This window comes from Pacificispira sp., from assembly GCF_965228185.1.
Lineage (GTDB): Bacteria > Pseudomonadota > Alphaproteobacteria > UBA8366 > Aestuariispiraceae > Pacificispira.
This window is the reverse complement of record NZ_CBDDHE010000004.1, coordinates 98,787-123,522: the sequence shown is the minus strand read 5'-3', so window position 1 is coordinate 123,522 and position 24,736 is coordinate 98,787. Positions and strand designations below refer to the sequence as shown.

General features: G+C 61.7%; 23 protein-coding genes. 11 read left to right on the top strand and 12 right to left on the bottom strand.

Annotation, left to right across the window (positions count from 1 at the left end; all coding sequences use genetic code 11):
* Positions 1-33: 33 nt before the first annotated feature.
* On the top strand, positions 34-930 hold the full coding sequence (gene gcvA, locus ACO06O_RS08705; protein WP_420416623.1) for a transcriptional regulator GcvA: 897 nt from the start codon (positions 34-36) through the stop codon (positions 928-930).
* On the opposite strand, the gene ACO06O_RS08700 is transcribed toward gcvA, so the two are convergent.
* The 10 genes from ACO06O_RS08700 to ACO06O_RS08655 form a co-directional block, all read right to left on the bottom strand.
* Complete coding sequence (locus ACO06O_RS08700; RefSeq protein WP_421878317.1) at positions 920-1,447, bottom strand: gamma carbonic anhydrase family protein; 528 nt, start codon at positions 1,445-1,447, stop codon at positions 920-922. The genes gcvA and ACO06O_RS08700 overlap by 11 nt on opposite strands.
* Positions 1,444-2,343 (bottom strand): glutamate racemase, encoded by a 900-nt coding sequence (locus tag ACO06O_RS08695; RefSeq protein WP_421878315.1) that lies wholly within the window; start codon positions 2,341-2,343, stop codon positions 1,444-1,446. The genes ACO06O_RS08700 and ACO06O_RS08695 overlap by 4 nt, the downstream gene beginning before the upstream one ends.
* Positions 2,340-3,308 carry an N-acetyl-gamma-glutamyl-phosphate reductase gene (gene argC / locus ACO06O_RS08690; protein WP_421878313.1) on the bottom strand — a complete coding sequence of 323 codons (969 nt, stop codon included), beginning with the start codon at positions 3,306-3,308 and terminating at the stop codon, positions 2,340-2,342. Before argC ends, ACO06O_RS08695 begins: the two co-directional genes overlap by 4 nt.
* Before the next feature lie 81 nt (positions 3,309-3,389).
* Positions 3,390-4,457, bottom strand: coding sequence for a M48 family metallopeptidase (locus ACO06O_RS08685; protein WP_421878311.1), 1,068 nt, complete (start codon positions 4,455-4,457; stop codon positions 3,390-3,392).
* The gene (locus tag ACO06O_RS08680) at positions 4,435-5,535 is read right to left on the bottom strand and encodes a YjgN family protein (protein WP_421878309.1); all 1,101 of its coding nucleotides are present in this window, start codon (positions 5,533-5,535) and stop codon (positions 4,435-4,437) included. Before ACO06O_RS08680 ends, ACO06O_RS08685 begins: the two co-directional genes overlap by 23 nt.
* Before the next feature lie 114 nt (positions 5,536-5,649).
* Positions 5,650-5,856: a DUF2061 domain-containing protein gene (locus tag ACO06O_RS08675; RefSeq protein WP_420416617.1), complete on the bottom strand. Its 207-nt coding sequence runs from the start codon at positions 5,854-5,856 to the stop codon at positions 5,650-5,652.
* A gap of 75 nt (positions 5,857-5,931) precedes the next feature.
* Positions 5,932-6,444: a DinB family protein gene (locus ACO06O_RS08670; protein ID WP_421878307.1), complete on the bottom strand. Its 513-nt coding sequence runs from the start codon at positions 6,442-6,444 to the stop codon at positions 5,932-5,934.
* Positions 6,445-6,447: 3 nt separating this feature from the next.
* Positions 6,448-6,945, bottom strand: coding sequence for a GNAT family N-acetyltransferase (locus tag ACO06O_RS08665; RefSeq protein ID WP_421878305.1), 498 nt, complete (start codon positions 6,943-6,945; stop codon positions 6,448-6,450).
* 8 nt (positions 6,946-6,953) lie between these two features.
* Entirely contained in the window at positions 6,954-7,916 is a 963-nt protein-coding gene (locus ACO06O_RS08660) for a zinc transporter ZntB (RefSeq protein WP_421878303.1), read from the bottom strand.
* A 37-nt stretch (positions 7,917-7,953) separates the two neighbouring features.
* Positions 7,954-9,627, bottom strand: coding sequence for a PAS domain-containing sensor histidine kinase (locus ACO06O_RS08655; protein ID WP_421878301.1), 1,674 nt, complete (start codon positions 9,625-9,627; stop codon positions 7,954-7,956).
* 151 nt (positions 9,628-9,778) lie between these two features.
* On the opposite strand from ACO06O_RS08655, the gene ACO06O_RS08650 reads away from it, so the two are divergent.
* From ACO06O_RS08650 to plsY, 3 genes are read left to right on the top strand one after another with little or no spacing between them, the layout of a single operon-like run.
* Positions 9,779-10,738 (top strand): aspartate carbamoyltransferase catalytic subunit, encoded by a 960-nt coding sequence (locus ACO06O_RS08650; protein ID WP_421878299.1) that lies wholly within the window; start codon positions 9,779-9,781, stop codon positions 10,736-10,738.
* Positions 10,735-12,039, top strand: coding sequence for a dihydroorotase (locus ACO06O_RS08645; RefSeq protein ID WP_421878297.1), 1,305 nt, complete (start codon positions 10,735-10,737; stop codon positions 12,037-12,039). Before ACO06O_RS08650 ends, ACO06O_RS08645 begins: the two co-directional genes overlap by 4 nt.
* Positions 12,040-12,072: 33 nt before the next feature.
* Positions 12,073-12,678, top strand: coding sequence for a glycerol-3-phosphate 1-O-acyltransferase PlsY (gene plsY / locus ACO06O_RS08640; protein ID WP_421878295.1), 606 nt, complete (start codon positions 12,073-12,075; stop codon positions 12,676-12,678).
* A gap of 31 nt (positions 12,679-12,709) precedes the next feature.
* On the opposite strand, the gene ACO06O_RS08635 is transcribed toward plsY, so the two are convergent.
* On the bottom strand, positions 12,710-13,111 hold the full coding sequence (locus ACO06O_RS08635) for a TerB family tellurite resistance protein (protein ID WP_421878293.1): 402 nt from the start codon (positions 13,109-13,111) through the stop codon (positions 12,710-12,712).
* Positions 13,112-13,326: 215 nt separating this feature from the next.
* Here ACO06O_RS08635 and dprA point away from each other — a divergent pair, with 215 nt between their 5' ends.
* The 7 genes from dprA to rpmG all read left to right on the top strand — a co-directional run bounded on the left by dprA (position 13,327) and on the right by rpmG (position 23,433).
* Positions 13,327-14,406, top strand: coding sequence for a DNA-processing protein DprA (gene dprA / locus ACO06O_RS08630; RefSeq protein ID WP_421878291.1), 1,080 nt, complete (start codon positions 13,327-13,329; stop codon positions 14,404-14,406).
* A gap of 271 nt (positions 14,407-14,677) precedes the next feature.
* Complete coding sequence (locus tag ACO06O_RS08625; protein WP_421878289.1) at positions 14,678-15,751, top strand: DUF2336 domain-containing protein; 1,074 nt, start codon at positions 14,678-14,680, stop codon at positions 15,749-15,751.
* A gap of 131 nt (positions 15,752-15,882) precedes the next feature.
* Entirely contained in the window at positions 15,883-18,573 is a 2,691-nt protein-coding gene (gene topA, locus ACO06O_RS08620) for a type I DNA topoisomerase (protein ID WP_421878287.1), read from the top strand.
* Between the two features lies 1 nt (position 18,574).
* Complete coding sequence (gene rnr / locus ACO06O_RS08615) at positions 18,575-20,866, top strand: ribonuclease R (protein ID WP_421878285.1); 2,292 nt, start codon at positions 18,575-18,577, stop codon at positions 20,864-20,866.
* A 136-nt stretch (positions 20,867-21,002) separates the two neighbouring features.
* Positions 21,003-22,505 carry a S41 family peptidase gene (locus ACO06O_RS08610; RefSeq protein ID WP_421878283.1) on the top strand — a complete coding sequence of 501 codons (1,503 nt, stop codon included), beginning with the start codon at positions 21,003-21,005 and terminating at the stop codon, positions 22,503-22,505.
* A 7-nt stretch (positions 22,506-22,512) separates the two neighbouring features.
* Complete coding sequence (locus ACO06O_RS08605; protein ID WP_421878281.1) at positions 22,513-23,163, top strand: NUDIX hydrolase; 651 nt, start codon at positions 22,513-22,515, stop codon at positions 23,161-23,163.
* A gap of 102 nt (positions 23,164-23,265) precedes the next feature.
* The gene (gene rpmG / locus ACO06O_RS08600; protein ID WP_420416603.1) at positions 23,266-23,433 is read left to right on the top strand and encodes a 50S ribosomal protein L33; all 168 of its coding nucleotides are present in this window, start codon (positions 23,266-23,268) and stop codon (positions 23,431-23,433) included.
* Between the two features lie 100 nt (positions 23,434-23,533).
* Here the strand turns inward: rpmG and ACO06O_RS08595 are convergent, their stop codons facing one another.
* A complete protein-coding gene (locus tag ACO06O_RS08595) occupies positions 23,534-24,721 on the bottom strand; it encodes an SPOR domain-containing protein (RefSeq protein ID WP_421878279.1) in 1,188 nt (395 codons plus the stop codon).
* Positions 24,722-24,736 lie beyond the last annotated feature (15 nt).

Here is a 24,736-nt window from a genome sequence, read left to right as displayed (position 1 = left end):
AAGCTGTGCTAAACAATCGAAATGACCGACCGGATGCCGCCCCTGACCGCGTTACGGATGTTCGAATCCGTCGCCCGCAACCTGAGCTTCACCAAGGCGGCGAAGGAGTTGCACGTCACACCGGCCGCAGTCAGCCAGCAGATCCGCCTTTTGGAAGACCATTACGGAACCGCCCTTTTCATCCGGTCGACCCGACGGCTGGAGTTAACCCCTGACGCGGCAGCGGTTCTACCATCCGTCCGGGAGGGATTTTCGGCGCTGCGGGACGTTCACAACCGTCTGTCGGCCAGCCGCGACGGGGCCATGCTGACGGTCAGTGTCTATCCCACCCTGGCGGAGAAATGGCTGATTCCGCGCCTGGAGCGCTTCCGCAAGGCCCATCCGGATATCGATCTGCGCATTCATGCGACGGACGACTTTGCCGATTTTCAGCGTGGCGGGATCGATATCGCCATTCGGTATGGAACCGGACGCTATCCGGACCTGACCGTCATCCCGTTCCTGGAAGAGACGGTGTTTCCGGTCTGCAGCCCCGCCCTGGCGGAGCGCCTGAGACATCCGGAGGACCTGCGCGGTCAGACCCTGTTGCACGCCGAATGGCGCATGGAGAGGGAGGCCGGTGCAAACTGGCGGCTGTGGCTGAAGGCCGCCCATCTGGACGGTATCGACCCGGCGCGTGGCATGCGTTTCAACATGGAGGCGATGATGGTACAGGCGGCAATCGACGGTCTGGGAGTGGCACTGGCTTCATCGACATTGGTCGGGGGCGATCTGGCGGCAGGCCGATTGGTACGCCCGTTCGGCGACTCCCATGAAATCGCGCCGGAATTCGCCCATTATGTGGTCTATCCGAAATCCTCCGAGACCATCGCAAAGGTCACGGCTTTCCGTGACTGGGCCCTGGATGAAGGAGGACGCATTACGCCGTGAGGCTGGCGGCGTGACGTTTCGCAAGCTGGACGTAATGGGTTCGGGTCCAGGTCATCATCTCGATGTCCTTGTCCGACAGCACCCTTTTGCAGGCGGCCGGCCATCCGGCCCATAACTCGCCGCGCCGCACGACCTTGCCGGGGGTGATCAACGCCCCCGCCGCGACCATGGCGCCACTTTCCACCGTGGCGCCATCCATGACCACCGCTTTCATACCGACAAAGCAGCCGCTTTCCAGGGTGCAGGCATGGATCAGCGCCATATGACCGATGGATATATCGTCGCCGATATAGGTCCCCTGCCCCTTCGATGCGACATGAATAACGGTGCCATCCTGAATGTTAACCCGGGCGCCGATCCGGATTTCATTCACATCGCCGCGCAGAACGCAGCCGTACCAGATACCGGTATCGGCGCCAATTTCCACATCGCCGATAACCTTCGCGCCCGGGGCGACGAAAGCGGAATCGGCAAGTTTCGGCATGATCCCGTCGAACGGCAGAATATCCTGGCTCATTGGGCCTCGCTTTCCGCTACCAGCGTTTCGGTCGGCTCCGGTTCGACGCCGCTCAAATGACGAAACGGCGCCGGCGCGCCATAGAACCGCGCGGCGATCTCGGAAACGGCCTTTGGATCCCCACTGGTCAATAGCTCCAGGCCGGGCGCTTCGTCCGGGCGCCGTTTGAATTCCGGATGCCGGGTCAAATAGGCAACAAGACTCTGGGCCACGACATCCGGCTGATCCATGACGCGGACATCCCTGGGCAAGGCCGAGCGAAAATGGTCGCCAACCAAGGGAAAATGGGTGCAGCCCAGAACGACCAGATCAAGCTGCGTGCGGCCGGCCTTTGCCAGCAATTGACTGACATAGCGTTCGACCCCGCGCCGCAGGGCGTCGTCCGCCAGCCCTTCTTCGATCGCCTCTGCCAATCGCGGACAAGGCTGCTGGATCACCGACATGGACGGCGCACGAGCCTTGATCTCCGTCGGGAAGGAGCGGCTTTCGACTGTCCGGCGCGTCGCAAAGACCCCCACCGTCCGCGCGGCGCGCGGCGGCGCATAGGGCGATGGACCGCGCACATACCAGTCCTGCGCTGTCAGTGCCTCCACTACCGGCACGAAGACCCCCAGGATCCGCTTTTGTGGCGCGGCTTTCGGCAGCCAATCCTGTTGCAAACGCCGCAGTGCGACGGCCGACGCGGTGTTGCAGGCCAGAACGACCAGATCGCAGCCCCGCTCGAACAGATCCGCGATCCGGCGGCGGGTCAGTTGATAGATTTCCTCGTTCGAGCGCATGCCATAGGGGGCATAGGCGTGATCGCCCAGATACAGAAACCGTTCATCCGGCAGTGTCGCTGTAAGGGCCCGCAAGACGGTCAGCCCGCCATGGCCCGAATCGAAAACCCCGATCATTCGATATGGGCCGGCCGGTCCAATCCCTCGTCTTCGGGAAGACCGAGCATGATATTCAGGTTCTGAACGGCCTGGCCGGACGCGCCCTTGCCCAGATTGTCCAGCTGCCCGACCACGACGGCCTGCCCTTCGGCCTCGTTGGCGAAGACGTGCAAGCGCAATTCGTTGGTACCGTTCAGCTCTTCAGGGTCGATCTTCGCGGCGGCCAGACTGTCCTTGAGCTCACAAACGCGAACATAACGCTGTCCGGCATAATGATCGCTCAGCACCTTATGAACCTGCGCCACCGATGGTTTGCCCGGCAGGGCCCAAAGCTGCAGCGGCACCTGAACCAGCATGCCCTGCGCGAACCGTCCGACACTCGGCACGAAAAGCGGCCGATGCGTCAGGCCGCCCCATTTCTGGATTTCCGGCACATGCTTATGCGACAATCCAAGGCCATAGACGCGGAAGGATTCGTCGGTATAGGCCTCCGACCCCTGATCCTCGAAGGCCGCAATCAGTTGCTTCCCGCCGCCGCTATAGCCGGAGACGGCATTGATCGTGACCGGCCAATCGGAAGGCAGCACACCTGCGGCGATCAGTGGGTGCAGAATGGCGACCGAGGTGATCGCGTAGCAGCCGGGGTTGCTGACCAGACGGCCGGACGCCACGGCGTTTCGGCTGTCGGATTCATACTCCGGGAAACCGTATACCCAGCCATCGGCCGTACGATGGGCCGAGGAGGCATCGATCACCCGTGTGGTACCGTTGTCGATCAGGGACACCGCCTCTTTAGCGGCATCATCCGGCAAGCACAGAATGACCAGATCTGCGTCGTTCAGGGCCTCACGCCGGGCGGCCGGGTCTTTGCGTCGCGCGTCGTCCAGTCGGATGAAATCGAGATCCGTCCGGCCGATCAGCCGGCTTTTGATCTGAAGTCCCGTCGTTCCTGCTTCGCCGTCGATGAAGATCGTTGCGCCCATGGCTCGCCGCCGTGTTCCTGATGCTGTGTCTTGGTACGGGGCATGGATACATGCTTTGCGGCAGGCTTCAAGCCGGTCGGGTCATTCCGTCCCGGCACCAACGCTTTCCATACGCTCCCGCAGGCCCGGATGCGTTGACCAGAACCCGGATTCCTCGCAATCGTCGTTGCAATCGCTATGCAGGCGCCGCAACAAGAAAACCATTGCTTCGGGATCCCGGCCGAGACGCCGCATGATCCGAGCGGAGGTGACATCCGCCTCCGTCTCGAATTCGCGGCTATAGGACAATTCCGTCGCGAAGACGCCGGCGGCGGCCAGTTCTTCCAGCAGCGAGGCGGAATCGCCGACGAAAATGGTCACCAGAAGCCCAAGACCGGCCGCCCTGACCGCCTGGCGAAGACTGTGCCGATGTTCGATATGCCCGATTTCATGGGCAAGTACGCCTGCCAGTTCGTCTTCATTTTCAGCGATCTCCACCAGACCGTCGAATAGAACGATCGTGCCATCCGGCAGGGCAATGGCGTTTTCGTTCAGGCCCTTATGGGTCGCCATTCGAAGCCTCAAACGAACGTCATCCGGGTCCAACGCCGAGGCATCCACGATCTCCCGGAAGAGGCGGTTGAGGTCGCTCTTCGTCTTGGGCGCGAGCCGACTTCCCCGGAACAGCCTTCCATCCATCTCCTCGAAGGCTGAGGCCCCGATCGCCTTGTCTATGGAGCGCGGCAATGCCCGTGCGACACCATCGGCCGCGTAAGGCATGGCAAGGAAAACGCCGACCGGCAACAGGACAGCCAGCACCGCCAACGCAATGAGCTTGACCGGCCCCAGCCCCAACGCGCCGGATTTGCGTTTCGACCGGCCCTCGGCGTAAGCGAGTGCGGCTTCGAACATCTCATGATCGTCGCTTTCGAAGACCTCCCCGCCGGGAAAGCGGAGACGGCGCGGCAGTCCCACCACCGGACGGTCGATCGTTACCTCCGTCAGCGACCGGATAGCGCCCAGATTGCCGTCCACCCCGATTAGGCAGACCGATCCGACACCGAACTCGACGGATGCTTCGATGAACGCGCTGCTACCGGCCGCGAACAAGCGGCCCGAAACGCGGTGCGGCGTCCTTCCAGGGCGGTCAGATACCGCTGAAGACGCCATCCGCAATCCCTTCCATTGCACCGAATTCGCTGACCGCCGCGCCGCCCGGATCGACTTCCGCCGCCACGAACCGGTCCAAGTCGCCATTCGCCAGCAATGCGGTTTCGGACACGAGGTAACGATGGATCTGGATCGTTGCCCAGGGCAGCAAAAGTCCGAGAGTCACGGTCGCCAAAAGGCCGCGTGACAGAACGATCCAGGCGAGTTTCATGCTGTGCACATTGCTATCGAAGGAATGACCGCCTTCAAGTTGCAGGTTCCGACCCGTCGTGTTCCGCAACGCCGTCGTGAATATGAACATGACGGCAGCAAGCGCGAAGGCATAAATCGACGTCAGCGCGATCAGCAACAACTCGATTTGGACACTCGACCCAATGTCTAATGCGCTGGCCAGGTGGAAACTTCCCGGAAATGCGAGTGCGAAATAGCCCACAGTCAGCAATATGCTCAACACCGCGGTCACTATGAACGCGCGGTAAAGCGGCCACATTGGCATTTCCAGGGAAAAGCCGGACCGCCCGAGTTTCACATTGTTCCAGATGAATTTCTGATACTTGGCGCGGTACCATGGGAAGATCAGCCCCGCCGTAATGCCGACCAGGAAGGGCGCGACAATCGTCACAAAGAAGGCGCCCCAGTACCCGCCGACGAAATCAAAGCGAATATTCCGATAGCTGGTGTTGCGGACATGAAACCGCAGACTGCGCAACACCACGAAAGGCATGCCGAAGAGCACCAGCAACGAGAAGGCGGGACTGATATAGCCCAGGATGTCCGGCGGAAGGAAGGTGACCGATAGTTGGATCCCGATGATGACGCCAATGGCGACAAAGCGTCCGATCAGAAGGACTATCGGGCTGGCGTGATAGTCGAAACCATGCCCGGCGACCCGGGTGTTGCCCATTCGGTACCGGCGCCGCTCGACCGTGCCCCAGGCGTCATAGATGCCGAAGGTCACCACGGCCAACAGGAAGGTCCGCAGACAGATGGCAAAATAGGTTCGGGCATCACCGGTAAAAACGAAGTCATGCCGGATTGGACGAACGCTCGCGGGCCCCGCCGCTGTTAGATCGGACATATCCCCTCTCCCGCCCCTGTTGTTTTCCGCCTGGATACTATCGCGCGGTGCGGGAAAGGATACCGGTCAGACGCCTGACTTCAATTGAAAAGACCTGCCGGTTTCTCTTCGGCGTCAGGCCGCCTCAGGTTCGCGGCGCCAAAAGTTTACTCGCGTCCAGACCTTCTCGTGTACCGCATAGGCGACGGTCTGGACCATCGGCTCTATCACCCCGATGCTCAACGCAATACGCCAGTCACCGGACAGCGCATAGGCCACCGTCACGGCGACGCTCAGATGCATGACGCTGTATGTTGCTGTCTTGGCGATATTTCTGACCATTTGTTCGCTCCATTACGTCGTACCGAACACGGTATGGCGACAATATATGCGAACGATTCTTAGTTTCAATACAAATCAATCGACAAAGTATCCGCAGCCCGGCCGGAACGGAATATCCGTCGATCCGTAATCCAACCCCATACGATGAAGTTCCGCTGTCACTTGGCTCCGATGATGCGTTTGGTGATTGAACATCTGAACAACCAGGATCCAACGCGGCATGAACCTGGCATCCGGCCTGCGTGGACTTCGAACATCGGCCTCACCGGCAAGCCAGTCGAGATCCCAACTTTCGGCAAATGCCTTGATCGACAAATCCATCTCTCGGCGCGCTGACTTAAGCTCCGTCCAATCCGGCCAGATCATATCCTGGTAGGAACTGGGCGGAGGCGTTTCGCTGTTCAGGTAGGTCAGGATCGCCCTGTCGACCATCAGAATATGATCCAGGGTGTGATGAATCGATGAGAAGAACATGCCCCGATCTTCGCCCCGAGCCTCCTCCCCGATTTCGTCGCATAACCCAAAAACGACATCGTTTTGCCATTCGTTATGCGCGCTCAACTCGCGCAGATAGGCTCGGGAAATCATGGATTATGTCTCCGTCACACCCCGGCGCATAAGACACACGGCCTTCTTGCCGCCCTCGGTATCCTGTTCGCCGACGGCGATGAAACCCAGGGCCGCGTGAAACCGCAGGGAACCACCGTTGAAAGGCTTCAGGTTGACTTCGCATGTAACTGCACGGGTCCCAGGGCGTTCGGCGGCGATGCGGAAAATGTCATGGTAGAGCGCCTGTCCAACACCATGTCCGCGCGCGGAATCGGACACCATGATGCGGTCGAGATACAGGAAATCGTCCATTCGAGCGTCGAACCACAGATAATTCATACTGTCGTGATCGATGCCGGGCGCGAGCGTCATGGCGACGCCAACGGCTTGGCCGTCGATTTCCGCCACGCGCGTCACGGCCGTCTTGCCGACAAGTTTCCACAGCCTGTCATGGCTCAACTGGTTTACGGCCGGCAGACAGGCCTCATTCAAGGCGTGCAGCCATGCCGCGTCGCTCTCGGCAATATTTCGGATAAGCATGGACCCTCTCAAAGCCACTTCTTGATACGGAACAAAAGCCAGGCCGCGATTCCCAGAAGGACCAACAGGATACAGACGATCCAGAAGGCCGCACCGTCATCGACGCCAGGCATGCCGCCAACATTGATCCCCAGAAGCCCGGTTACGAATCCAAGCGGGAGGAACAACCCTGCCACAAGCGACAGCGAATACATCGCCCGGTTCATCTTGTCGTTCCGCATATCGGATATCTCGTCGCGCAGAATCTGCGTCCGGTCCCGCAGGACCTCCAAATCCTCAAGCAGCCGCGCGGTCCGCTCCCGCACTTCGGCGAACTGGCTATGGGCCCGGAGATCCAGCGTTTCGTCGAAATCGCCCGACGCCCGCGCCAAAGCTTCGCGCTGCGGCGCCACATAGCGGCGCAGTTCAAGAATTTTACGACGAAGGTCGCCCAGCAAAGTCTCGTCCGGCGGAAAGTCCTCTTCCATTTGATCGATTTCGCCGTCGATCTTCATGATCAATTCACCGATGCGCGTGGTCAACCGGTCGGCGATGGCAGTCAGTATCTGCCCCGGTGTCTTTGCCCCCCGTCCCGCCTCCAACGCAGCGCGGACATCATCGACCGCCCGCAATCGGGGCAATCGCGCGGTCACCAGCCGCTTTCCGTCACAGAAGCAACGGATGGAAACCATATCCTCCGGCTGCGCGCCTTCGTTCAGGTTGATGCCGCGCAGATTGACGATCACCCCGCCGGGGGCCGGATCGAAACGCGGCCGCGTTTCAGGCAGCAGCATGGCGGTGGTAATCAGCGGATCAAGACCGGACTCATCGACCAGCCACGCCTGCCCGCCCGGATCATTACGGTTCAAATGGACCCAGATCCCGGACTCGTCGGATTTCCACGCTTGTTTTGCCTCTTCGATCGACAGGCTTTGCGCCCCGCCATTGCCGTCCAATCGATAGGTGCAGATAAAGGGAGAGGTATCGACCATGGCCGGATGCTAATCGGGATTCCGCCGTGGCGTCGAGTTATCGTTCCGCGTCCGGCAGTTCCAGAACCTTGTCCTGTGGAATGCCGATCCGGATGGAAGTCCCCTTCCCGACCTCGCTTTCAACACCCAGCGTCATTCCCATCGCCGCGCACAGCCGGTCGACGATGGAAAGACCGATACCCGATCCGGGCTCTCCTTGCAGATGGGGCGTACGCAGTTGTGTGAAAGGCTCCAGAACGCGCTGAAGATCCTCCTGGCGAATACCAATGCCGGTATCTGAAACAACCAGTTCGCAACCGCCAGGCGCCACCATGTCGACCCGAACGGAAACCGACCCGCCACTTCGAGTGAATTTCACCGCGTTGGATAGCAGGTTGATAACGATCTGACGCAAGGCACGGCTGTCACACTGGACACGGCACGAAGGGGGCACGGTAACGGATAGCGCGACAGCCCGTTCGGCCGCCTGATCCCGAACCACGCTGACGCTGGCCTCGACGATATCGCTCAGTACGACATTCTCTTCGGACAGGTCCAATCGCCCGGATTCAATCTTGGAAAGATCCAGGATGTCGCCGATCAGTTCCATCAAATGAGTCCCGCTACGCCGAATGTCCGACGCATAATCGCGGTACCGGTCACTTCCCAACGGGCCGAAGACTTCCGCTTCAAGAACCTGCGAGAACCCAAGAATAGCGTTCAGCGGCGTCCGGATTTCATGGCTCATATTGGCCAGGAAGTCCGTCTTGGCGCGGTTCGCCAGTTCGGCGTCCTCCTTCGCCCAGAGCAATTCTTGCTCGATCGCCTTGCGTTCGGTGATATCGACCTCGATCCCGCCGATGGCCGTCAAGGTACCGTCCTCGTCGAGGACCGGAAACTTCAGGACTTCCAAGTTTGTTTCCTTGCCGTCGACCAATTCCTTGGATTCGAAGACGATTGCCTCCCCGGTTTCCTGGATCTGCTTATCCGCCGCAATTTGTTCCGGCCGCGCCGGCTGTCCCGTCGCCTTCAGAATGGTCGACCCGATCAAGTCGGATTGATTGACCCCGACATAGCGACAGAATGCCGGGTTCGCGAGGATAAAGGCGCCCTCCAAATCCTTGAGATAAACACCAACCGGTGCATTCTCGAGGATTGCGCGGATCCATCGGTCCGACTTGGAAAGGCGGCGGGAAATCCTCAGGACCTCGGTCTGATCCGCAACGACTGCCCCCAGGCCCAGCAGTTCTCCTGCCCCATCCAGGATTGGAAACTTGCTGAGACGCAGTTCCCTGGGACCGAGTGCCGTTTCGACCAGCGCATCGCGGGAAATTGCCTTGCGCTCTTCCAAGACCGCAAGATCGTGCTGACGGATCAGGTCGACACTGCCTTCCGGTACATATTCATTTGGTAATGCCCCTAACAAATCTTCCTGCCGGACCCCGATCAACCGTTCAAAACTGCGATTGATCCGCAGATAGCGCCCCTGATTATCCTTCAGATACATTTCGACCGGCGCCTGATCGAACATGGCCTCCAGCAGCGCCAGCCGCTTCGATTCGTCGTCGGAAATCCCGTTGGATTTTACGGTCAGCAGGTCGCGCGCGGTAGCAAACGCCGCGACCAATGCGGCGAGTCCCGCCAAAATAATGGCCCAGATCGGCCCGTTGCTGCCCAACAGATAGAACGCACAGGAACTCGCAACCAGGGTCAGAACGGGCATTCCGAGCATAAACAATCTAGACTGATACACGTACCTGTCCCTTGCGGGTGAATCCTCGGCGTCGGTCACAATAACGGTTCCACGCCGCCGGGAATAGACACGTTTCGATTCGAAAGGAACGGCTTGCCAATGACCGCCGTTTGCCTATAGTGCGCGCCCGATGAAGACCTCACCGGAAACATCCTTCCCGCATCGCCATCTTCTTGGCATCGAAGGTCTTTCTCCCCTGGATATCACCATGGTTCTGGACGCGGCCGACGGCTATGTCGACCAGTCGCGCCGGGTCGACAAGACGTCGGACCTGATGAAGGGCCTGACCGTCATCAACCTGTTCTTCGAGAATTCGACCCGCACCCGCACATCCTTCGAAGCGGCCGCAAAACGGCTCGGCGCGGACGTGATCAATATGACCGTCGCCTCCAGTTCGATCAAAAAGGGGGAAACCCTGATCGACACCGCGATGACGCTGAACGCGATGCATCCGGATGTCCTTGTCGTCCGGCATGGCAATTCCGGCGCGGTCCAGCTTTTGTCGGACAAGGTCGACGGCGCCGTCATCAATGCCGGCGACGGCCGCCACGAGCATCCGACCCAGGCCCTGCTCGACGCGCTCGCAATCCGGCGCCGGGTCGGCAAGTTGAGCGGTCTGACCGTCGCGATCTGTGGCGATATCGCCCATAGCCGCGTCGCGCGTTCCAACATCCAGTTATTGCAGATCATGGGTGCGCGCGTCCGTCTTATCGCGCCCCCGACCCTGCTGCCGCCGAAAGCCGAGCGGTTCGGGGTCGAGGTTTTCACCGATATGCGCGGCGGGCTGCACGATGTCGATATCGTCATGATGCTGCGTCTTCAGTTGGAGCGGATGCAGGGATCCTTCGTCCCCTCCGTGCGCGAATACTTCCGGTATTTCGGCCTCGACCGCGAGAAGCTGTCCTATGCCAAGCCCGACGCGCTGGTCATGCATCCCGGCCCAATGAACCGGGGCGTCGAAATCGATTCCGAGCTGGCGGACGACATCGACCGGTCGCTGATCCGCGATCAGGTCGAAATGGGCGTCGCCGTCCGCATGGCCTGCCTGGACATTCTGACCCGCCCGCTTCGGGAAGGAGGTGCGGCATGAGCGAAGAAGGCCGTATCGCCTATCTGAACGCCCGATTGCTAGATCCGGCCACCGGTCTGGACGTTACCGGCGCCTTGCTTGTGGAAGACGGCCGCATTGCCGATTTTGGCGCGCATCTCTTTCGGACCGGTGCGCCATCGGTGAACGAGGTCGTGGACTGCAAGGGCAAGTGCCTGGCGCCCGGCCTGATCGACGTGCGAGTTCAGTTGCGAGAGCCCGGCGAGGAGCACAAGGAAACGATCGCCAGTGCCAGCCAGGCGGCGTCCCATGGCGGCGTTACCACCATGGTTCAATTGCCGAACACCTCGCCCGTCATCGACGACGTGTCCGTCCTGGAATTCATCGCCCGCCGTTCCCGCGAACTGAAACAGACAAAGGTCTATTGCTACGGCGCCCTCACCAAAGGGTTGGAAGGCAAGGAGATCAGCGAGATCGGCCTGCTGACCGAAGCAGGAGCCGTTGCCTTCACCGACAGCGAGCGCATGCTGGGCGATGCCAAGGTCCTGCGCCGCGCCATGAGCTACGCCCGTGCTTTCGACGCCTTGCTAGTTCAACACCCCGAGGACGCCTCTCTGGCCAAGGGCGGCGTCATGAACAGCGGCGAACTGGCTTCGAAACTGGGGCTGGCGGGCATTCCGGCCGTCGCCGAAGTCATCGCGATAGAGCGCGACCTGCGCCTTCTGGCGGGAACCGGCGGACGTTATCACTTCGCACATGTGACGACCGCGGACGGGTTGGAGGCAATCCGACGGGCCAAAAAGGCCGGTCTGGACGTCACCTGTGACACCGCCCCGCATTATTTCGCGTTGAATGAACTCGCGATCGGGGATTACCGGAGTTTTGCCAAGGTCTCCCCGCCGTTGCGGTCGGAGGAGGATCGCCAGGCGGTGGTTGCCGCGCTGGCCGACGGCACGATCGATATCGTTGCGTCGGACCATGCGCCCCACGATCAGGATTCCAAGCGCCTGCCCTTCGACGACGCGGCCTTCGGCGTGGTCGGGTTGGAAACGCTGCTGCCCCTGGTACTTAGCCTGTATCACAACGAACATTTGAGCCTGAACGACGCCCTGGCGCTGGTCACCGTGCGTCCGGCCGAGCGGTTTCGTCTACCCGGTGGCCGACTGCGGCGAGGGGCGCCGGCGGACCTCGTCCTGTTCGATTTGGACAAGGCTTGGCGCATCGAAGAGGATCTGCTGCACAGCAAATCCAAGAATTCCGCCTTTGGCGGCCGCCCGGTCCAGGGCAAGGTTCTGCGGACAGTGGTCGACGGTCGCCCGCTTTATGCCGCCGCCGGCTATTGATCGGAAAAGGTCGTGACGGAACACCTGCCCCTGATGTCCGCCGCTCTTCTAGGCTACCTGCTGGGCAGCATCCCCTTCGGCCTCGTCCTGACCCGCCTGTGCGGATATGGCGATATCCGCAAGATCGGTTCGGGCAATATCGGGGCGACCAATGTGCTGCGCACCGGCAATAAGCCGCTCGCCTTCGTCGTATTGCTGTTGGACAGCGGCAAGGGCGCAGGCGCGGTGATGTTGGCCCGATATCTGTTGCCGGAGCTTGGGCTTGGCGGTCCGATCGCCCCGATCGTCGCCGGCGTCGCGGCGGTTTTCGGACACAATTTCCCGGTCTGGCTGGGTTTCAAAGGCGGAAAAGGCATCGCGACCACGCTCGGCACGTTGATCGCCATTCATTGGCCGGTCGGGCTCGCAGCCTGCGCCACATGGCTGGTCGTAGCTCTGATCTTCCGGTTCTCGTCTCTGTCGGCCCTGTTGAGCTTGGTGGCCGTACCCGTTTACGCCATGTTGCCCGTCTTGGGCGGCGCGAACCCGCCCCTCGCTTGGGCCGGCGTCGTCCTGGCGGTGCTTGGGTGGGCGCGGCACCACGCGAATATCCGCCGGCTTCTGAACGGTACCGAACCCCGGATCGGGCAGAAGAAGTAACGACGAGGCAGTCCCGGGCTCGCGCCCTGATTCAGGTTTCGAACCGAAGGCCCCAGGCCGACCCGATCTGCCGAAGCAGCGAATTCTCCTGCTTGTGCAATTGCCTGTCCGAGATGGCGACCCGCATCAGCATCACGAAGACCTGCTGGCGCAATTCGCCATCGTCGATTTGATGCAGCACTGTTTTTAGAACTTCGTCCGGCCCTGTCCGTTCCAGCTCTTCATAATATCGGTTAAGGGCGGCCATCAACGCCTCGGGCTGCCGGCCCGGATCGTCGGAAAGCGTCGGCGACAAGTCATTGAGGCAATTCTGAATTTCGGAGAATTCCACATCCTTGCGCTTGCCATCGGCGTCCAGCGTCAGCATCAGCAACCACAGGCATGCCGCCGTCGAATTCTTACCCGGATTGGCCATCGATCCACCCTGCCCCATTTTAGATTTGCCCTTAACCATCATTCCCAGTGGGCGTTCCGCGTCAACCCCACAGCCCTGTCGCAACCGCCACGTCTCGGCCCAGTCCCATTTCGACAGGACCCGCCCGCTGTGTATTCGTGTACTAAAATCGCCGATAAGTGTCATTCTGGATTGACCCGGACCCGATTTGTTCCCATTGTCTGAGCATGCTAATCCGTCCGCCGATCAACGATATGGATCGCGTCAACCGACTGAGGCTGATCCGGTCCGAAAATGTCGGGCCGATCACCTTCCGTCAGCTCATGGCGCGTTACGACAGCGCCGAAATGGCCTTGGACGCCCTGCCGGGACTGGCGGGCCGGGCCGGGCGCCGACGCGGCCTGCGCATTCCCGACCAGACGGAAATCGAATCCGAGATGGAGGCGCTTCAGGCCTATGGCGGCCGCATGCTACATCTGGGCGACCCGGACTATCCGCCGCTATTGGCCGAAACGGAGGATGCGCCGCCTGTCTTGAACACTATTGGCGATCAAAGCCTGCTTCACCGCCCGACCGTGGCCATTGTCGGATCTCGAAACGCGTCGACCAATGGCAAGCGCATGGCCGCACAGTTCGCCTCGGAGGTCGGGCGTGCCGGTTTCTGCATCGCGTCGGGCCTCGCTATGGGGATCGACACTGCTGCGCATAGCGGGTCATTGGCAACCGGCACGGTCGCCGTGCTCGCCGGCGGGATCGACGTGATCTATCCCCGGGAGAACACCAACCTGTACCGGGCCATCGCTGAGGGCGGCACGATCGTCGCTGAGATGCCTTTCGGAATAGTCGGCCAGGCACGCCATTTCCCGCGCCGTAACCGCATTATCTCCGGCCTATCCCGGGCTGTCCTGATCGTCGAGGCGACCTTACGGTCCGGGTCGCTGATCACAGCGCGCCTGGCCGCGGACCAGGGACGCGACGTCTTTGCCATTCCCGGGTCGCCGCTCGACCCCCGCGCCAGAGGCGGGAACGATTTGATCCGGAAGGGCGCCGCACTGATCGAAACACCGGACGAATTGCTGGGCGCGCTGGATACCCAACTTTCCGCACCACAAGCCGCCCTGCAATTCGAACCGATCGAAACGGCTCGACGCGATGGTGACGACGCCTTGCGCGACCGTTTGCTGACCGCGATGGGACCGACAGCAATCGCACTGGATGACCTTGTCGCCGATCTGTCGGCGGATGCCGGCGAGGTTTCTTCGATCATTCTTGAACTGGAACTGGCGGGCGCGGTCGAGCGGCGTTCCGGCGGCAAAATTGCACGCATCCGTTAGGAGATTGATTCAACTTGCGCGGCTTACCTCCTGAGATACCGCAAAAAAATGACTCCGGTGCGCCGGAAGACTTATCAAGTAGATAAAATGCGCAGAAATTTGCGCTCAAATAATATGAAGTCCTTTCTCCTTTTTTTATTGAATTCCCGGCTGATAGTTCTTCCTTATAGAACTGGGTCGGACGTATTCATATTGTGCGATCCAACGGGCAGCCAGAATGGTGCGCCCCGCGTCGCGCCCCGGGGAGGGGCTTGGAAGAAGACCGAGAGCGATGACCGACCGTGCCGTATCCTTTGAACATTTGCTGCGCCTAGCGCATCAGCGCGCGCTTGACGGGAAAGGCGGACTGGCCGCCTCCGTGGCGAAGCTTTGTCTCGATTCGCGTTCCGATCTCAGCGATCGCGAACTGTCCCTGACCTTCGATATTTTGCGGATGCTGATCGACAAGGTCGAGGTCGCGGTTCGGCGAAACATTTCCGACTATCTGTGCGACCGCACCGATGTGCCGAAGGACCTGATCGCCTTCCTGGCCAATGATACGGTGCATGTCGCCTATCCGATCCTGCGCTCGTCCCCCCTGCTGTCCGACTATGACCTGATCCGACTCATCGACGACCATGGCCATGGCCACGCCATGGCGGTCGCGACACGCGCGGAACTGACGGGTCCGGTCAGTCACCGTCTGGTCGCGATGAATGACGAGGCGATCGACGTTACCTTGGCGAAAAATCTAAGCGCGACCATCGAAGCGGAAGATATGAGCATCTTGGTCGATCGCGCCGTGGATTGCGGTTCGCTGCATACGCCGCTTTCGTCCCGCGGAGATCTGGGCGCGGATCTGGCCCGGCGGCTTTACACGCTGGTCGGGGAAGCGCTGCGCCGCCATATCGTGGATACCTACGACATCGATGGTGCCGTCGTTGCGGAGGCCGTGGACAACGCGGTCCTGGATGGTTTGGCAGTGTCGTCGCCGCTCAACGCCGCGATCGGTGGCGGCTGGGCCGAACAGGTGCAACGGGGCGGGCACCGGCCGGCAGCACGCCTGCTGCGCCGCCTTCTGGCCGACGGTCCGGAGGGTGCGGCGCTTGAGTTTTCGGAACACACGCACCTGCCGCTGGAAACGTCGCGCTGGGTCTTCGAGCGTGGCGACGGCCAAACGCTGGCGGTGGCGATGAAGTCGGTCGGCATGGATGTCGACGGCTATACGACTTTGCTGGATCGGATGCAGCGGATCGCCGAATACGAAGACATCGAACGCCTGACGGCCTATTTCGAGCGGATCGACACCAAGACAGCGGCGATGGTGGTGAGTCACTGGAAAACCCGCCCCCCGCGCGCGGATTGACCGCCGAGCCCCAACCGTCCGAATTTTCACAGGTCCTTCAACACCTTAGAAACGAGCTGTTGACGCCTTGCATCCTGGGTGCCAATTCTGTCGCCCATGCGAACCGTTATCTTTAGAGGCCTTTCCCACTCATGACCGGCCAAAATGTCGTTGTCGTCGAAAGCCCGGCGAAGGCCAAAACCATCAATAAGTATCTCGGCGGCGATTATTACGTTCTCGCGTCCTATGGCCATATCCGGGACCTCCCGCCGAAAGACGGATCGGTTCAGCCCGATGCCGACTTCGCGATGGAATGGGAAGTCGATAGCCGTGCCAAGAAGCGGATCGACGAAATCGCCAAGGCCTGCAAAGGCGCGAAGGCCCTGTTTTTGGCGACTGACCCCGACCGCGAAGGGGAAGCCATCTCCTGGCATATTCAGGAAGAACTGACCAAACGGAAGGTTCTGGCGCCGATTTCGGTTCAGCGGGTGGTCTTTAACGAGATCACGAAAAGTGCCGTCACCAATGCGATGGCCAATCCGCGCGATCTCAACAGGGAACTGATCGACGCCTATTTGGCGCGCCGTGCCTTGGACTACCTGGTCGGGTTCACCTTGTCGCCGGTCCTTTGGCGCAAGCTGCCTGGCGCGAAGTCGGCCGGGCGCGTGCAATCGGTCGCGCTGCGGCTGATCTGCGAACGCGAAGCGGAGATCGAAGCGTTCAAGCCGCGCGAATACTGGAGCATCGACGCCCAGATGGCTGCCGCCGACGGCACGCCCTTCGCTGCGCGTCTGACGCATCTGAACGGCAAGAAGCTCGACAAGTTCGATCTCGGCGATAAGAGCGCCGCCGAGACCGCCCTGGCCGCCGTCCGCAGTGGCGGCCATCAGGTGCAGTCCGTAGAGCGGAAACAGGTCAAGCGACACCCCGCCCCGCCCTTCACCACGTCGACCCTGCAGCAGGAAGCCAGCCGCAAGCTGTATTTCGGCGCCACCAAGACCATGACCTTGGCGCAGAAACTCTATGAAGGCATCCAACTGGGCGGCGAGGCCGTCGGCCTGATCACCTATATGCGGACCGACAGCACGACCATGTCCGGCGAAGCCATTGCGGCGGCGCGCGGCATGATCGAGGACGTCTATGGATCCGACTATCTGCCCTCCGGGCCGCGCCAGTACCGCACCAAGGCGAAGAACGCCCAGGAAGCCCATGAATGTATCCGTCCGACCAGCATGCGCCGCCGGCCGGAAGACGTCGCCCGCTACCTGGAGCCGGATCAACGGAAGCTCTATGAGCTGATCTGGAAGCGCGCGGTGGCCTGTCAGATGGAAAGCGCGACACTGGATCAGGTCGCGGTGGATATCGACACGGCCGACAAATCCGCGCGGCTGCGCGCCAGCGGCTCCGTCGTGCGTTTCGACGGGTTCCTGACGCTCTATATCGAGAGCGAGGACGACAAGGACGACGACGATAAGGAAGGCGGCCGTCTGCCGGACCTCAAGGAAGGCGACCGGCCCGGCCTGCTGAACGCCGACGCCAACCAGCATTTCACCCAACCGCCGCCCCGCTTTACCGAGGCGAGCCTGGTGAAACGGATGGAAGAACTGGGCATCGGCCGACCGTCGACCTATGCCTCGATCCTGAAGGTGCTTCAGGATCGGGAATATGTGCTGCTGGACAAGCGCCGTTTCCAGCCGGAAGACCGTGGGCGGCTGGTAACAGCGTTCCTTTCTTCCTTTTACGACAAATACTTCGACTACGCCTTTACGGCAGGACTTGAAGAACAGCTTGATGATATCTCCGGCGGCCGGATCGATTGGAAAACCGTCCTGCGCGACTTCTGGACGGCGTTTCGAGGCATAACCGACCAGGCGATGGAACTGACCGGGCAGGAAGTTCGCGAAAAGATCGACGCGGTTCTGGGCCCACACTTTTTCCCGCCGGACGAAAAGGGCGATACCGAAGCCGCCCGTAAATGTCCGTCCTGTGGTAACGGCCGGTTAAGCCTGAATTTCGGGCGCTATGGCGCGTTCATCACCTGCTCCAACTATCCGGACTGCAAACTGACCCGGAATCTGGACGAGGCAGGCAATCTGAACGGTGACAGCCCGGATGCGACCGAATATCCGCGTCTGCTGGGTACCGACCCTGAAACCGGCCTGGACGTTGCGGTTCGCCAAGGTCCCTATGGCTATTACGTTCAGCTGGGAGAGGCCGAGAAGGACGCAAAGGGCAAGACCAAGACCAAGCCCAAGCGCGCGTCTTTGCTGAAAACGATGGAGCCGTCGACGATCGATCTCGAAACGGCGCTGAGGCTTCTGTCCCTGCCCCGCCTCCTGGGCGATCACCCCGAAAGCAAGCTGCCGGTCGCGGCGGGCATCGGACGCTTCGGCCCCTATCTGAAGCATGGCGACGCCTATGTTTCGCTGCCGAAAGACGACGATGTCCTGACCATCGGCCTGAACCGGGCCGTCACCGTGCTGGCAGAGGCCGGTCCCAAGGGCAAGGGCCGCGCCAGCGTCGCGAAGGAACTGGGCCCCCACCCGTCGGACGGTAAGCCTATCAGCCTGGGTTCGGGCCGTTTCGGTCCTTATGTGAAACACGGCAAGATCTATGCGTCGATCCCACGCGGGACGGAGCCCGATGCGGTTACGCTTGAGCAGGCCATCGAATTGATCGCCGCGAAGGCGGCCAAGAAAGCCGCCGGCAAATCCGCCGGCCCGAAGCAATCCGGCGCCAAGAAAGCCGCCGCAAAGAAGTCGACGGCAAAGAAGTCCGCCGCGAAGAAAGCCAAATCCAAAAAGTCCAAGGCCAAGAAGGCGCCCGCGCGCAAGGCTTCCTGATTTGGACGACCCCGACGACATTCCGGATCGCATCCGCTCGTCGCTGCCGGACAAGGCACGTATCAAGGCCTATATCGACGAAAGCGAACGGCCGCTGGACAAGCGTGACATCGCCCGTGCCTTCGGTCTGAAAGGCGCACAACGCGCTGCCCTGCGGGAAATCCTGCAGGAGATGACCGATGAAGGGCTGATCGACCGCGGCCACAAAAAGAAGGTCGCGGCCCGAGGCGCCCTGCCCGAGGTCCTGGTTCTTTCGGTTGAGACAATCGACGCCGATGGGGAGCTTTGGGCAAAACCGGCAAGCTGGAATGAAGACAAGGACGGATCGCCCCCGGAAATCGTTATCGGCGGTACGCGCAGCGGCCCCGCCCCGAAAGTCGGCGACCGGATTCTGGCCCGAACCCGGCGGCGCGGCGACCATCAATACGAAGCTTCGGTCATCCGCGTACTTCAGCCCGGCCCGCGCAAGCTTCTGGGAGTCCTGGAACCGGCCAAGGGCGGCGCGGTCCTGGTGCCGACCGACAAAAAGCTGCAGGACAAGACTTGGTTCATCGAGCGCGATCACCTGAAGGGCGCGACGCCCGGCGATCTGGTCCTGGCGGAACCGCTGCGCGGCGGTCCGCGTGGTGGCCATGCCGCGCGCGTCGCGGAATTGATCGGGCGCCTGGACCAGCCCAAAGCCTTCAGCCTGATCGCCATTCACGCCCAGGGCATCCCTGTTGAGTTCCCTGACGAGGCCCTGGAAGAGGCCGAGTCGGCGCAACCTGTCACACCGGACGGGCGGACCGACCTGCGCGCCCTGCCCCTGGTTACGATCGATGGAGAGGATGCGCGGGATTTCGACGATGCCGTCCACGCCGCGCCGGATGACGATCCGGGCAATGCAGGCGGCCATGTTCTGCATGTCGCAATCGCCGATGTCGCCCATTACGTGACGCCGGAAGGCCCGCTGGACCGATCCGCCCGCGAACGGGGCAACAGCGTCTATTTCCCGGATCGGGTCGTCCCGATGCTGCCCGAGGCCCTGTCGAACGACCTTTGCTCGCTTCGTCCCGATGTGGAGCGGGCCTGTATGGCGATCCGTATGCGGATATCGGCCGACGGCCGCCTGCTGGACAAGAAGGTCATGCGCGGCATCATGCGCTCAAAGGCGCGCCTGACCTATACCCAGGTCCAGGACGCAATGGAGGGCCGCCCGGTCGAACAGAAGATCGCCGATCTGCTCGACCCTGTGATCAAACCGCTCTATGCCGCCTATGACGCACTGCAAAGGGGCCGTGCCGCCCGCGGCACGCTGGAGCTGGACCTACCGGAACTGCAGGTCGTCCTGAGCGATACCGGAACGGTTGAGCGCATCACGCCGCGCAAACGCTTCGACAGCCACAAACTGATCGAAGAATTCATGATTACGGCCAATGTCGCCGCCGCCGAACTGCTGGAAGAGCGTCATGCCCGTGCCGTGATGTACCGGGTGCACGAACCGCCAAAACTGGACCGGTTGGAAGGCCTGCGGGAATCGCTGCAAGTCCTGGATATCAAGCTGGCGACCGACGGGGCCTTGCGTCCGCATCATTTCACCAAGATTCTGAGCCGGGTCGCCGGGACGGAAAAGGCCCAACTGGTATCCGACATGGTCCTGCGGGCACAAAGCCAGGCCGTCTACTCCCCGGAAAATGAGGGCCATTTCGGCCTCGCGCTGCAACGCTACAGCCACTTCACGTCGCCGATTCGCCGCTATGCCGATCTGCTGGTGCATCGTGCCCTGATATCCGCCTATGGGCTGGGCAAGGGCGGCCTGCCGGATGCGCAGGCGGAACAGTTCGATAAGTTCGGGGAGTTGATCTCAAATACCGAACGCCGGGCCATCGCGGCAGAACGTGACGCAACCGACAGGTATCTGACCGCCTATATGGCCGACCGAATCGGCGCGACCTTCCATGGGCGCATCACCGGCGTGAAACGGTTCGGCCTGTTCGTGCGGCTTGATGAAACGGGCGCGGACGGGCTCGTGCCGGTCGGCACCCTGCCCTGGGACCGCTACTGGCATGACGAGGTACATCAACGCCTGGTCGGCGAACAGACCGGTCAAGCCTATCAACTAGCCGAAACGGTTCGGATCAAACTGGCCGAGGCGAATACTGTCACCGGCGGCCTGGTGTTCGAAATCATCGAGGGCGGTCATATCGTGAAGGACCGCAAGGCCCGAACGCCGGGGCGCGGCAAGGGCGGCCCCCGGAAGTTCGGACCGAAACGCGGCGGCCGTCCCGGCGGCGGGCGAAAAGGCAGACGGTAGCAGCACAGTCTCAAAGGATCACAAATCTAACATGGTGCGGCCCCGGCGACGCGGCTATCCTCATTCCATCATGTGCGGTAATACCTTCCGACACCTTCCGCGATTTCGTCCTGAGTTCGCCCTTGCGATTCCCTTGATGCTGAGCGCGTGCACGGCCGCCGTTCAGCCGGATCCGGCATTGGAAAGCCGGATGACCACAATGTTCGACGCGGTCTACACCGAGGTTTCGTCGGTTCATATCGATCCGCCCGACCTGCGCCGATTCACGATCGGCGGTCTGGACGGTCTGCGAAAGTTCGACAGCAGCTACGATCTGGATATCGACGACGACGACGTATTCATGATCGAAGTCGGCGGGCAGATCGCGGCGGAAGGCCTGGCCCCGGACGATGGCGCCGAAATCGCCGCCTGGAGCGAGTTCGCCCGTTCCATGGTCCTGGACGTACATATGTCGGGACTGTTGCCGAAAGACGCCGGCGAGGAAGCGCTGTATGATCGGTTCTTCGATTCCGCCATGCGGACGCTGGATCGGTATTCGCGCTATGCCAATCCGAAGGACGCAGCTGATCTGCGTGCGGAACGCGACGGATTCGGAGGCATTGGGATCGACCTTGAGGAACATCCGGAAGGCGCCCGAATTCACAGGCTGGAACACGACAAGCCTGGCGCCGCGGCCGGTCTGCTTGTCGGCGACAGGATCGTCGCGATCGACGCATTGAAGATTGCCGGCATGCCGCTGCACGCCGTGGACCGGCTGATGCGCGGACCGGTCGACTCGCCCGTATCGCTGACCTTGGTTCGCGACGGGCTGCCGACGCCCTTGAACGTGACTGTGGGGCGAACACGAATCGTTCCCAACACGGTCTTCTATTCCCTGATCGACGACCACGCCCTGATCCGGATTTCGGGCTTCAATCAACGGACGTCCAAGCGCATTGCCGAGGCCATCGGCCAGGCGCGGGCCGATCTGGGTCAGGGCCTCAGCGGCTTGATCATCGATCTGCGCGGCAATCTGGGCGGTCGCCTGGACCAAGCAGTCGATTCCGCCGACCTTTTCCTGGAATCGGGGTTGATCACGCGGGCGGACGGACGCCACCCGGAAAGTCACCAGGTCTTCAAGGCGGAACCCGGCGACATTGCCGACAACCTTCCGACGGTCGTCCTGATCAATGGTGCGTCGGCCAGTGCCGCAGAAATCCTGGCGTCGGCGCTTCAGGACCACGGTCGCGCCGTCGTGGTCGGCATGAGCAGCTTCGGCAAGGGCACGATCCAGACCATTGTCGATCTTCCCAATAATGGCGAGCTTTACGTCACCTGGGCGCGGTTTGTCGCCCCCAGCGGGTATGCGTTGAATCGCATGGGGGTGATGCCGACCGTCTGCACCAGCGGCGCGTCCGACGCCGTCGCAACTCTCGATCAGGCTCTGGGTCAGGGCGTGGACAGCGGTGCCGCCAATTTGAAGCGCCGGCGCGCGGCAAGTTACGGTGACGAAGCGGAGACACGGGAAATTCTGAAACTCTGTCCGTGGCTGCCGCACGCATCGGGCGATATCGACCTCGCGATCGCGGAGCTGATCCTGGAGTCGCCCGCGCTGATCCGACGGGCTTTGACCGTCGGGCGGGCTGTAGACGGTGCCTGATCGCGGCATGTCACACCCTGTGGACGCGGCCAGCCTCGTCATTCTTCGGGGCGATCCGAGTGCGCCGGACGTTCTTCTGGGCCGGCGACGGGACAATGCGCGCTTCATGCCGGGCGCCTATGTTTTTCCCGGCGGCGCGGTCGATCCGCCGGATATCGATTTAGGCAACAGCCCTGAATGGCGGGGAACGCGTTTCCATGCCGCCGCCCTGCGTGAAACCTGGGAGGAAACCGGGTTGATGATCGCCACCCGAGGGCCCCTGCCCGCCTTCGTGCCGCGCGACAATCCCTACTTTGCCCGGCTGGACGCAGACGGACAGATGCCAGTGGCGGACGAGTTGCGCTACATCGTGCGGGCCATAACGCCGGAACCCTCTCCCATCCGCTTCGACACCCGCTTCTTCCTGGCACCGGAATCGGCTGCCACCGGGGTGGCTCATGCCGTCGGCGAGTTGCCGGAAGTCATGTGGATTCCGGCGGCTCAGGCGCTGATCAGCGACCACCTGCGTGGCGTCACCAAATTTGTCCTAAGCCAGGCCCTGGAGCTGTGGCGCGACCCGGAAAGACTGGATTCCCCGTCCCGCCCGATCCGGCTGTTCACCTGGGTCGACGGCGCGCGGCTTATCCAGAAACAGCCGCAGGAAGACGGTTTGCTTTAACATCTTGACATGGCCGGGCGGACGGCTATTTTCCGGCACCGTTTCAACGCGGCGCTCCCGCACAGTTGGGTGCGACGCGCTTCAAGTAGAAGGATCAAGGCGATGGCGAAGCCCGCGACCGTTCAAATCAAGCTGGTGAGCACGGCTGGCACCGGTCATTTCTATGTGACCAAGAAGAACCCGCGCAACCAGACCGAAAAGCTGGAATTCCGCAAGTACGACCCGGTCGTGCGCAAGCATGTGGCGTACAAGGAATCCAAGATCAAATAAGATCTTTGGCCCCGGTTTCGGGGTTCCAAATCAAAAGGGCCGCCGAATCTCGGCGGCCCTTTTGTATGTGCGACCGGCGCCGCCGGCGTAGAGTACGCCCCTACAGCCGTGCGACCTTGCAATAGCTGCCGCGCTGCGCCAGCACCCGGCAAATTGCCTTCCCCTGCGCCTCGTCTGCCACCGGGCCCGCATGCAGCCGATAGAAGGTCCCCTTCCCGGTAATCTCCACTTTGCGGACCAAGGGGCGCAGCCCCTGCAACTGGTCGCGGTTGGCCCCCAACAGTTGCTGCCATCCTTTTTCGGCGTTGCCGGGATCCTTGTATGACGCTAGGTGCACCGCCAAGGCGCCTGCCGGCACGCCCGCATCGGTCGCGGCCATGGCGGTCGACGGAACAGGCGCCGCCTGCGCACCGCCCTCGACAGCGGTCAGCCCGGATTGTGGTGTCTCAGCCGGGGCCGGCGCCATCGGCGCCTGGCCGCCTTCAGCAATCATCCCCAATGCAGTCGGACCGGACCGCGGCGCATTCACCTGGCCGGATTGAGGTTCCCCCATCGTCATACGGCCGGGCTCGTCCGATTCCATCACCACTTCGCCCGGCGCGGGCACGGGCATGCCCGCCTGCTGCATCGGCATCGCGGCGCGGGAGAAGTCGGTCAGTCGCCGCTCATGCGGCGCTCCGCCATTGGAATCGGCTGTGATCAAGCGCACGTAATTACCGACTTCGGGTGCGTAGTAGAAGACGACCTCGTCCGGCATCTGCCTTCCGCAGGCGATGCGATAGGCCGGGAACGTCCCTGCGGGAACAGCGACCGATTCGAGATCTCCGGTTTCGCAGATCCAATCAAACTCCCAGGCATAGGGCGGCTGATCTGTATCGACCGTCGACCGGAAGGTCAGTTCGCTGCCCGGTTCCAGTGGGAACATCGATCCGGACATGTTGGAGATCAAACGGCGGCCGCTGCCGCGTGTCTCGCTGTGCCATTCCAGGGCGGGCAGCAAAGGGTTCGGCGCGGTGATCTGGGTTTCTCCATTATCCGCCTGCCATGCGATATTGCCGTTCTCCGCAATCGAAACGACCTGCCAGGTAACGGTAGGATTGTCGAAGACGAACCGGTCTCCCGGACGCAGGTCCGGTTGCGTCTGGGCGGCCGCGAGAACGGCCGACATCCGGTCGCTCGGTACGCCGGGAACATTGTCCGCCATGGGGTCGAGGAGATCGCAACCGGCAAGCAGCAAGGTCAGTCCTGCCAGCACGAAACCGGGGGTCTTTAAAACCTTATTGGTCATTGTCTCACGCTTCCG

Bases quoted from the DNA above. Each gene is read 5' to 3' on its own strand.
- gcvA (WP_420416623.1), top strand. From the start codon at position 34: ATGCCGCCCCTGACCGCGTTACGGATGTTCGAATCCGTCGCCCGCAAC.
- ACO06O_RS08700 (WP_421878317.1), bottom strand. From the start codon at position 1,447: ATGAGCCAGGATATTCTGCCGTTCGACGGGATCATGCCGAAACTTGCC.
- ACO06O_RS08695 (WP_421878315.1), bottom strand. From the start codon at position 2,343: ATGATCGGGGTTTTCGATTCGGGCCATGGCGGGCTGACCGTCTTGCGG.
- argC (WP_421878313.1), bottom strand. From the start codon at position 3,308: ATGGGCGCAACGATCTTCATCGACGGCGAAGCAGGAACGACGGGACTT.
- ACO06O_RS08685 (WP_421878311.1), bottom strand. From the start codon at position 4,457: ATGGCGTCTTCAGCGGTATCTGACCGCCCTGGAAGGACGCCGCACCGC.
- ACO06O_RS08680 (WP_421878309.1), bottom strand. From the start codon at position 5,535: ATGTCCGATCTAACAGCGGCGGGGCCCGCGAGCGTTCGTCCAATCCGG.
- ACO06O_RS08675 (WP_420416617.1), bottom strand. From the start codon at position 5,856: ATGGTCAGAAATATCGCCAAGACAGCAACATACAGCGTCATGCATCTG.
- ACO06O_RS08670 (WP_421878307.1), bottom strand. From the start codon at position 6,444: ATGATTTCCCGAGCCTATCTGCGCGAGTTGAGCGCGCATAACGAATGG.
- ACO06O_RS08665 (WP_421878305.1), bottom strand. From the start codon at position 6,945: ATGCTTATCCGAAATATTGCCGAGAGCGACGCGGCATGGCTGCACGCC.
- ACO06O_RS08660 (WP_421878303.1), bottom strand. From the start codon at position 7,916: ATGGTCGATACCTCTCCCTTTATCTGCACCTATCGATTGGACGGCAAT.
- ACO06O_RS08655 (WP_421878301.1), bottom strand. From the start codon at position 9,627: ATGCTCGGAATGCCCGTTCTGACCCTGGTTGCGAGTTCCTGTGCGTTC.
- ACO06O_RS08650 (WP_421878299.1), top strand. From the start codon at position 9,779: ATGAAGACCTCACCGGAAACATCCTTCCCGCATCGCCATCTTCTTGGC.
- ACO06O_RS08645 (WP_421878297.1), top strand. From the start codon at position 10,735: ATGAGCGAAGAAGGCCGTATCGCCTATCTGAACGCCCGATTGCTAGAT.
- plsY (WP_421878295.1), top strand. From the start codon at position 12,073: ATGTCCGCCGCTCTTCTAGGCTACCTGCTGGGCAGCATCCCCTTCGGC.
- ACO06O_RS08635 (WP_421878293.1), bottom strand. From the start codon at position 13,111: ATGGGGCAGGGTGGATCGATGGCCAATCCGGGTAAGAATTCGACGGCG.
- dprA (WP_421878291.1), top strand. From the start codon at position 13,327: ATGGATCGCGTCAACCGACTGAGGCTGATCCGGTCCGAAAATGTCGGG.
- ACO06O_RS08625 (WP_421878289.1), top strand. From the start codon at position 14,678: ATGACCGACCGTGCCGTATCCTTTGAACATTTGCTGCGCCTAGCGCAT.
- topA (WP_421878287.1), top strand. From the start codon at position 15,883: ATGACCGGCCAAAATGTCGTTGTCGTCGAAAGCCCGGCGAAGGCCAAA.
- ACO06O_RS08610 (WP_421878283.1), top strand. From the start codon at position 21,003: ATGCTGAGCGCGTGCACGGCCGCCGTTCAGCCGGATCCGGCATTGGAA.
- ACO06O_RS08605 (WP_421878281.1), top strand. From the start codon at position 22,513: ATGTCACACCCTGTGGACGCGGCCAGCCTCGTCATTCTTCGGGGCGAT.
- rpmG (WP_420416603.1), top strand. From the start codon at position 23,266: ATGGCGAAGCCCGCGACCGTTCAAATCAAGCTGGTGAGCACGGCTGGC.
- ACO06O_RS08595 (WP_421878279.1), bottom strand. From the start codon at position 24,721: ATGACCAATAAGGTTTTAAAGACCCCCGGTTTCGTGCTGGCAGGACTG.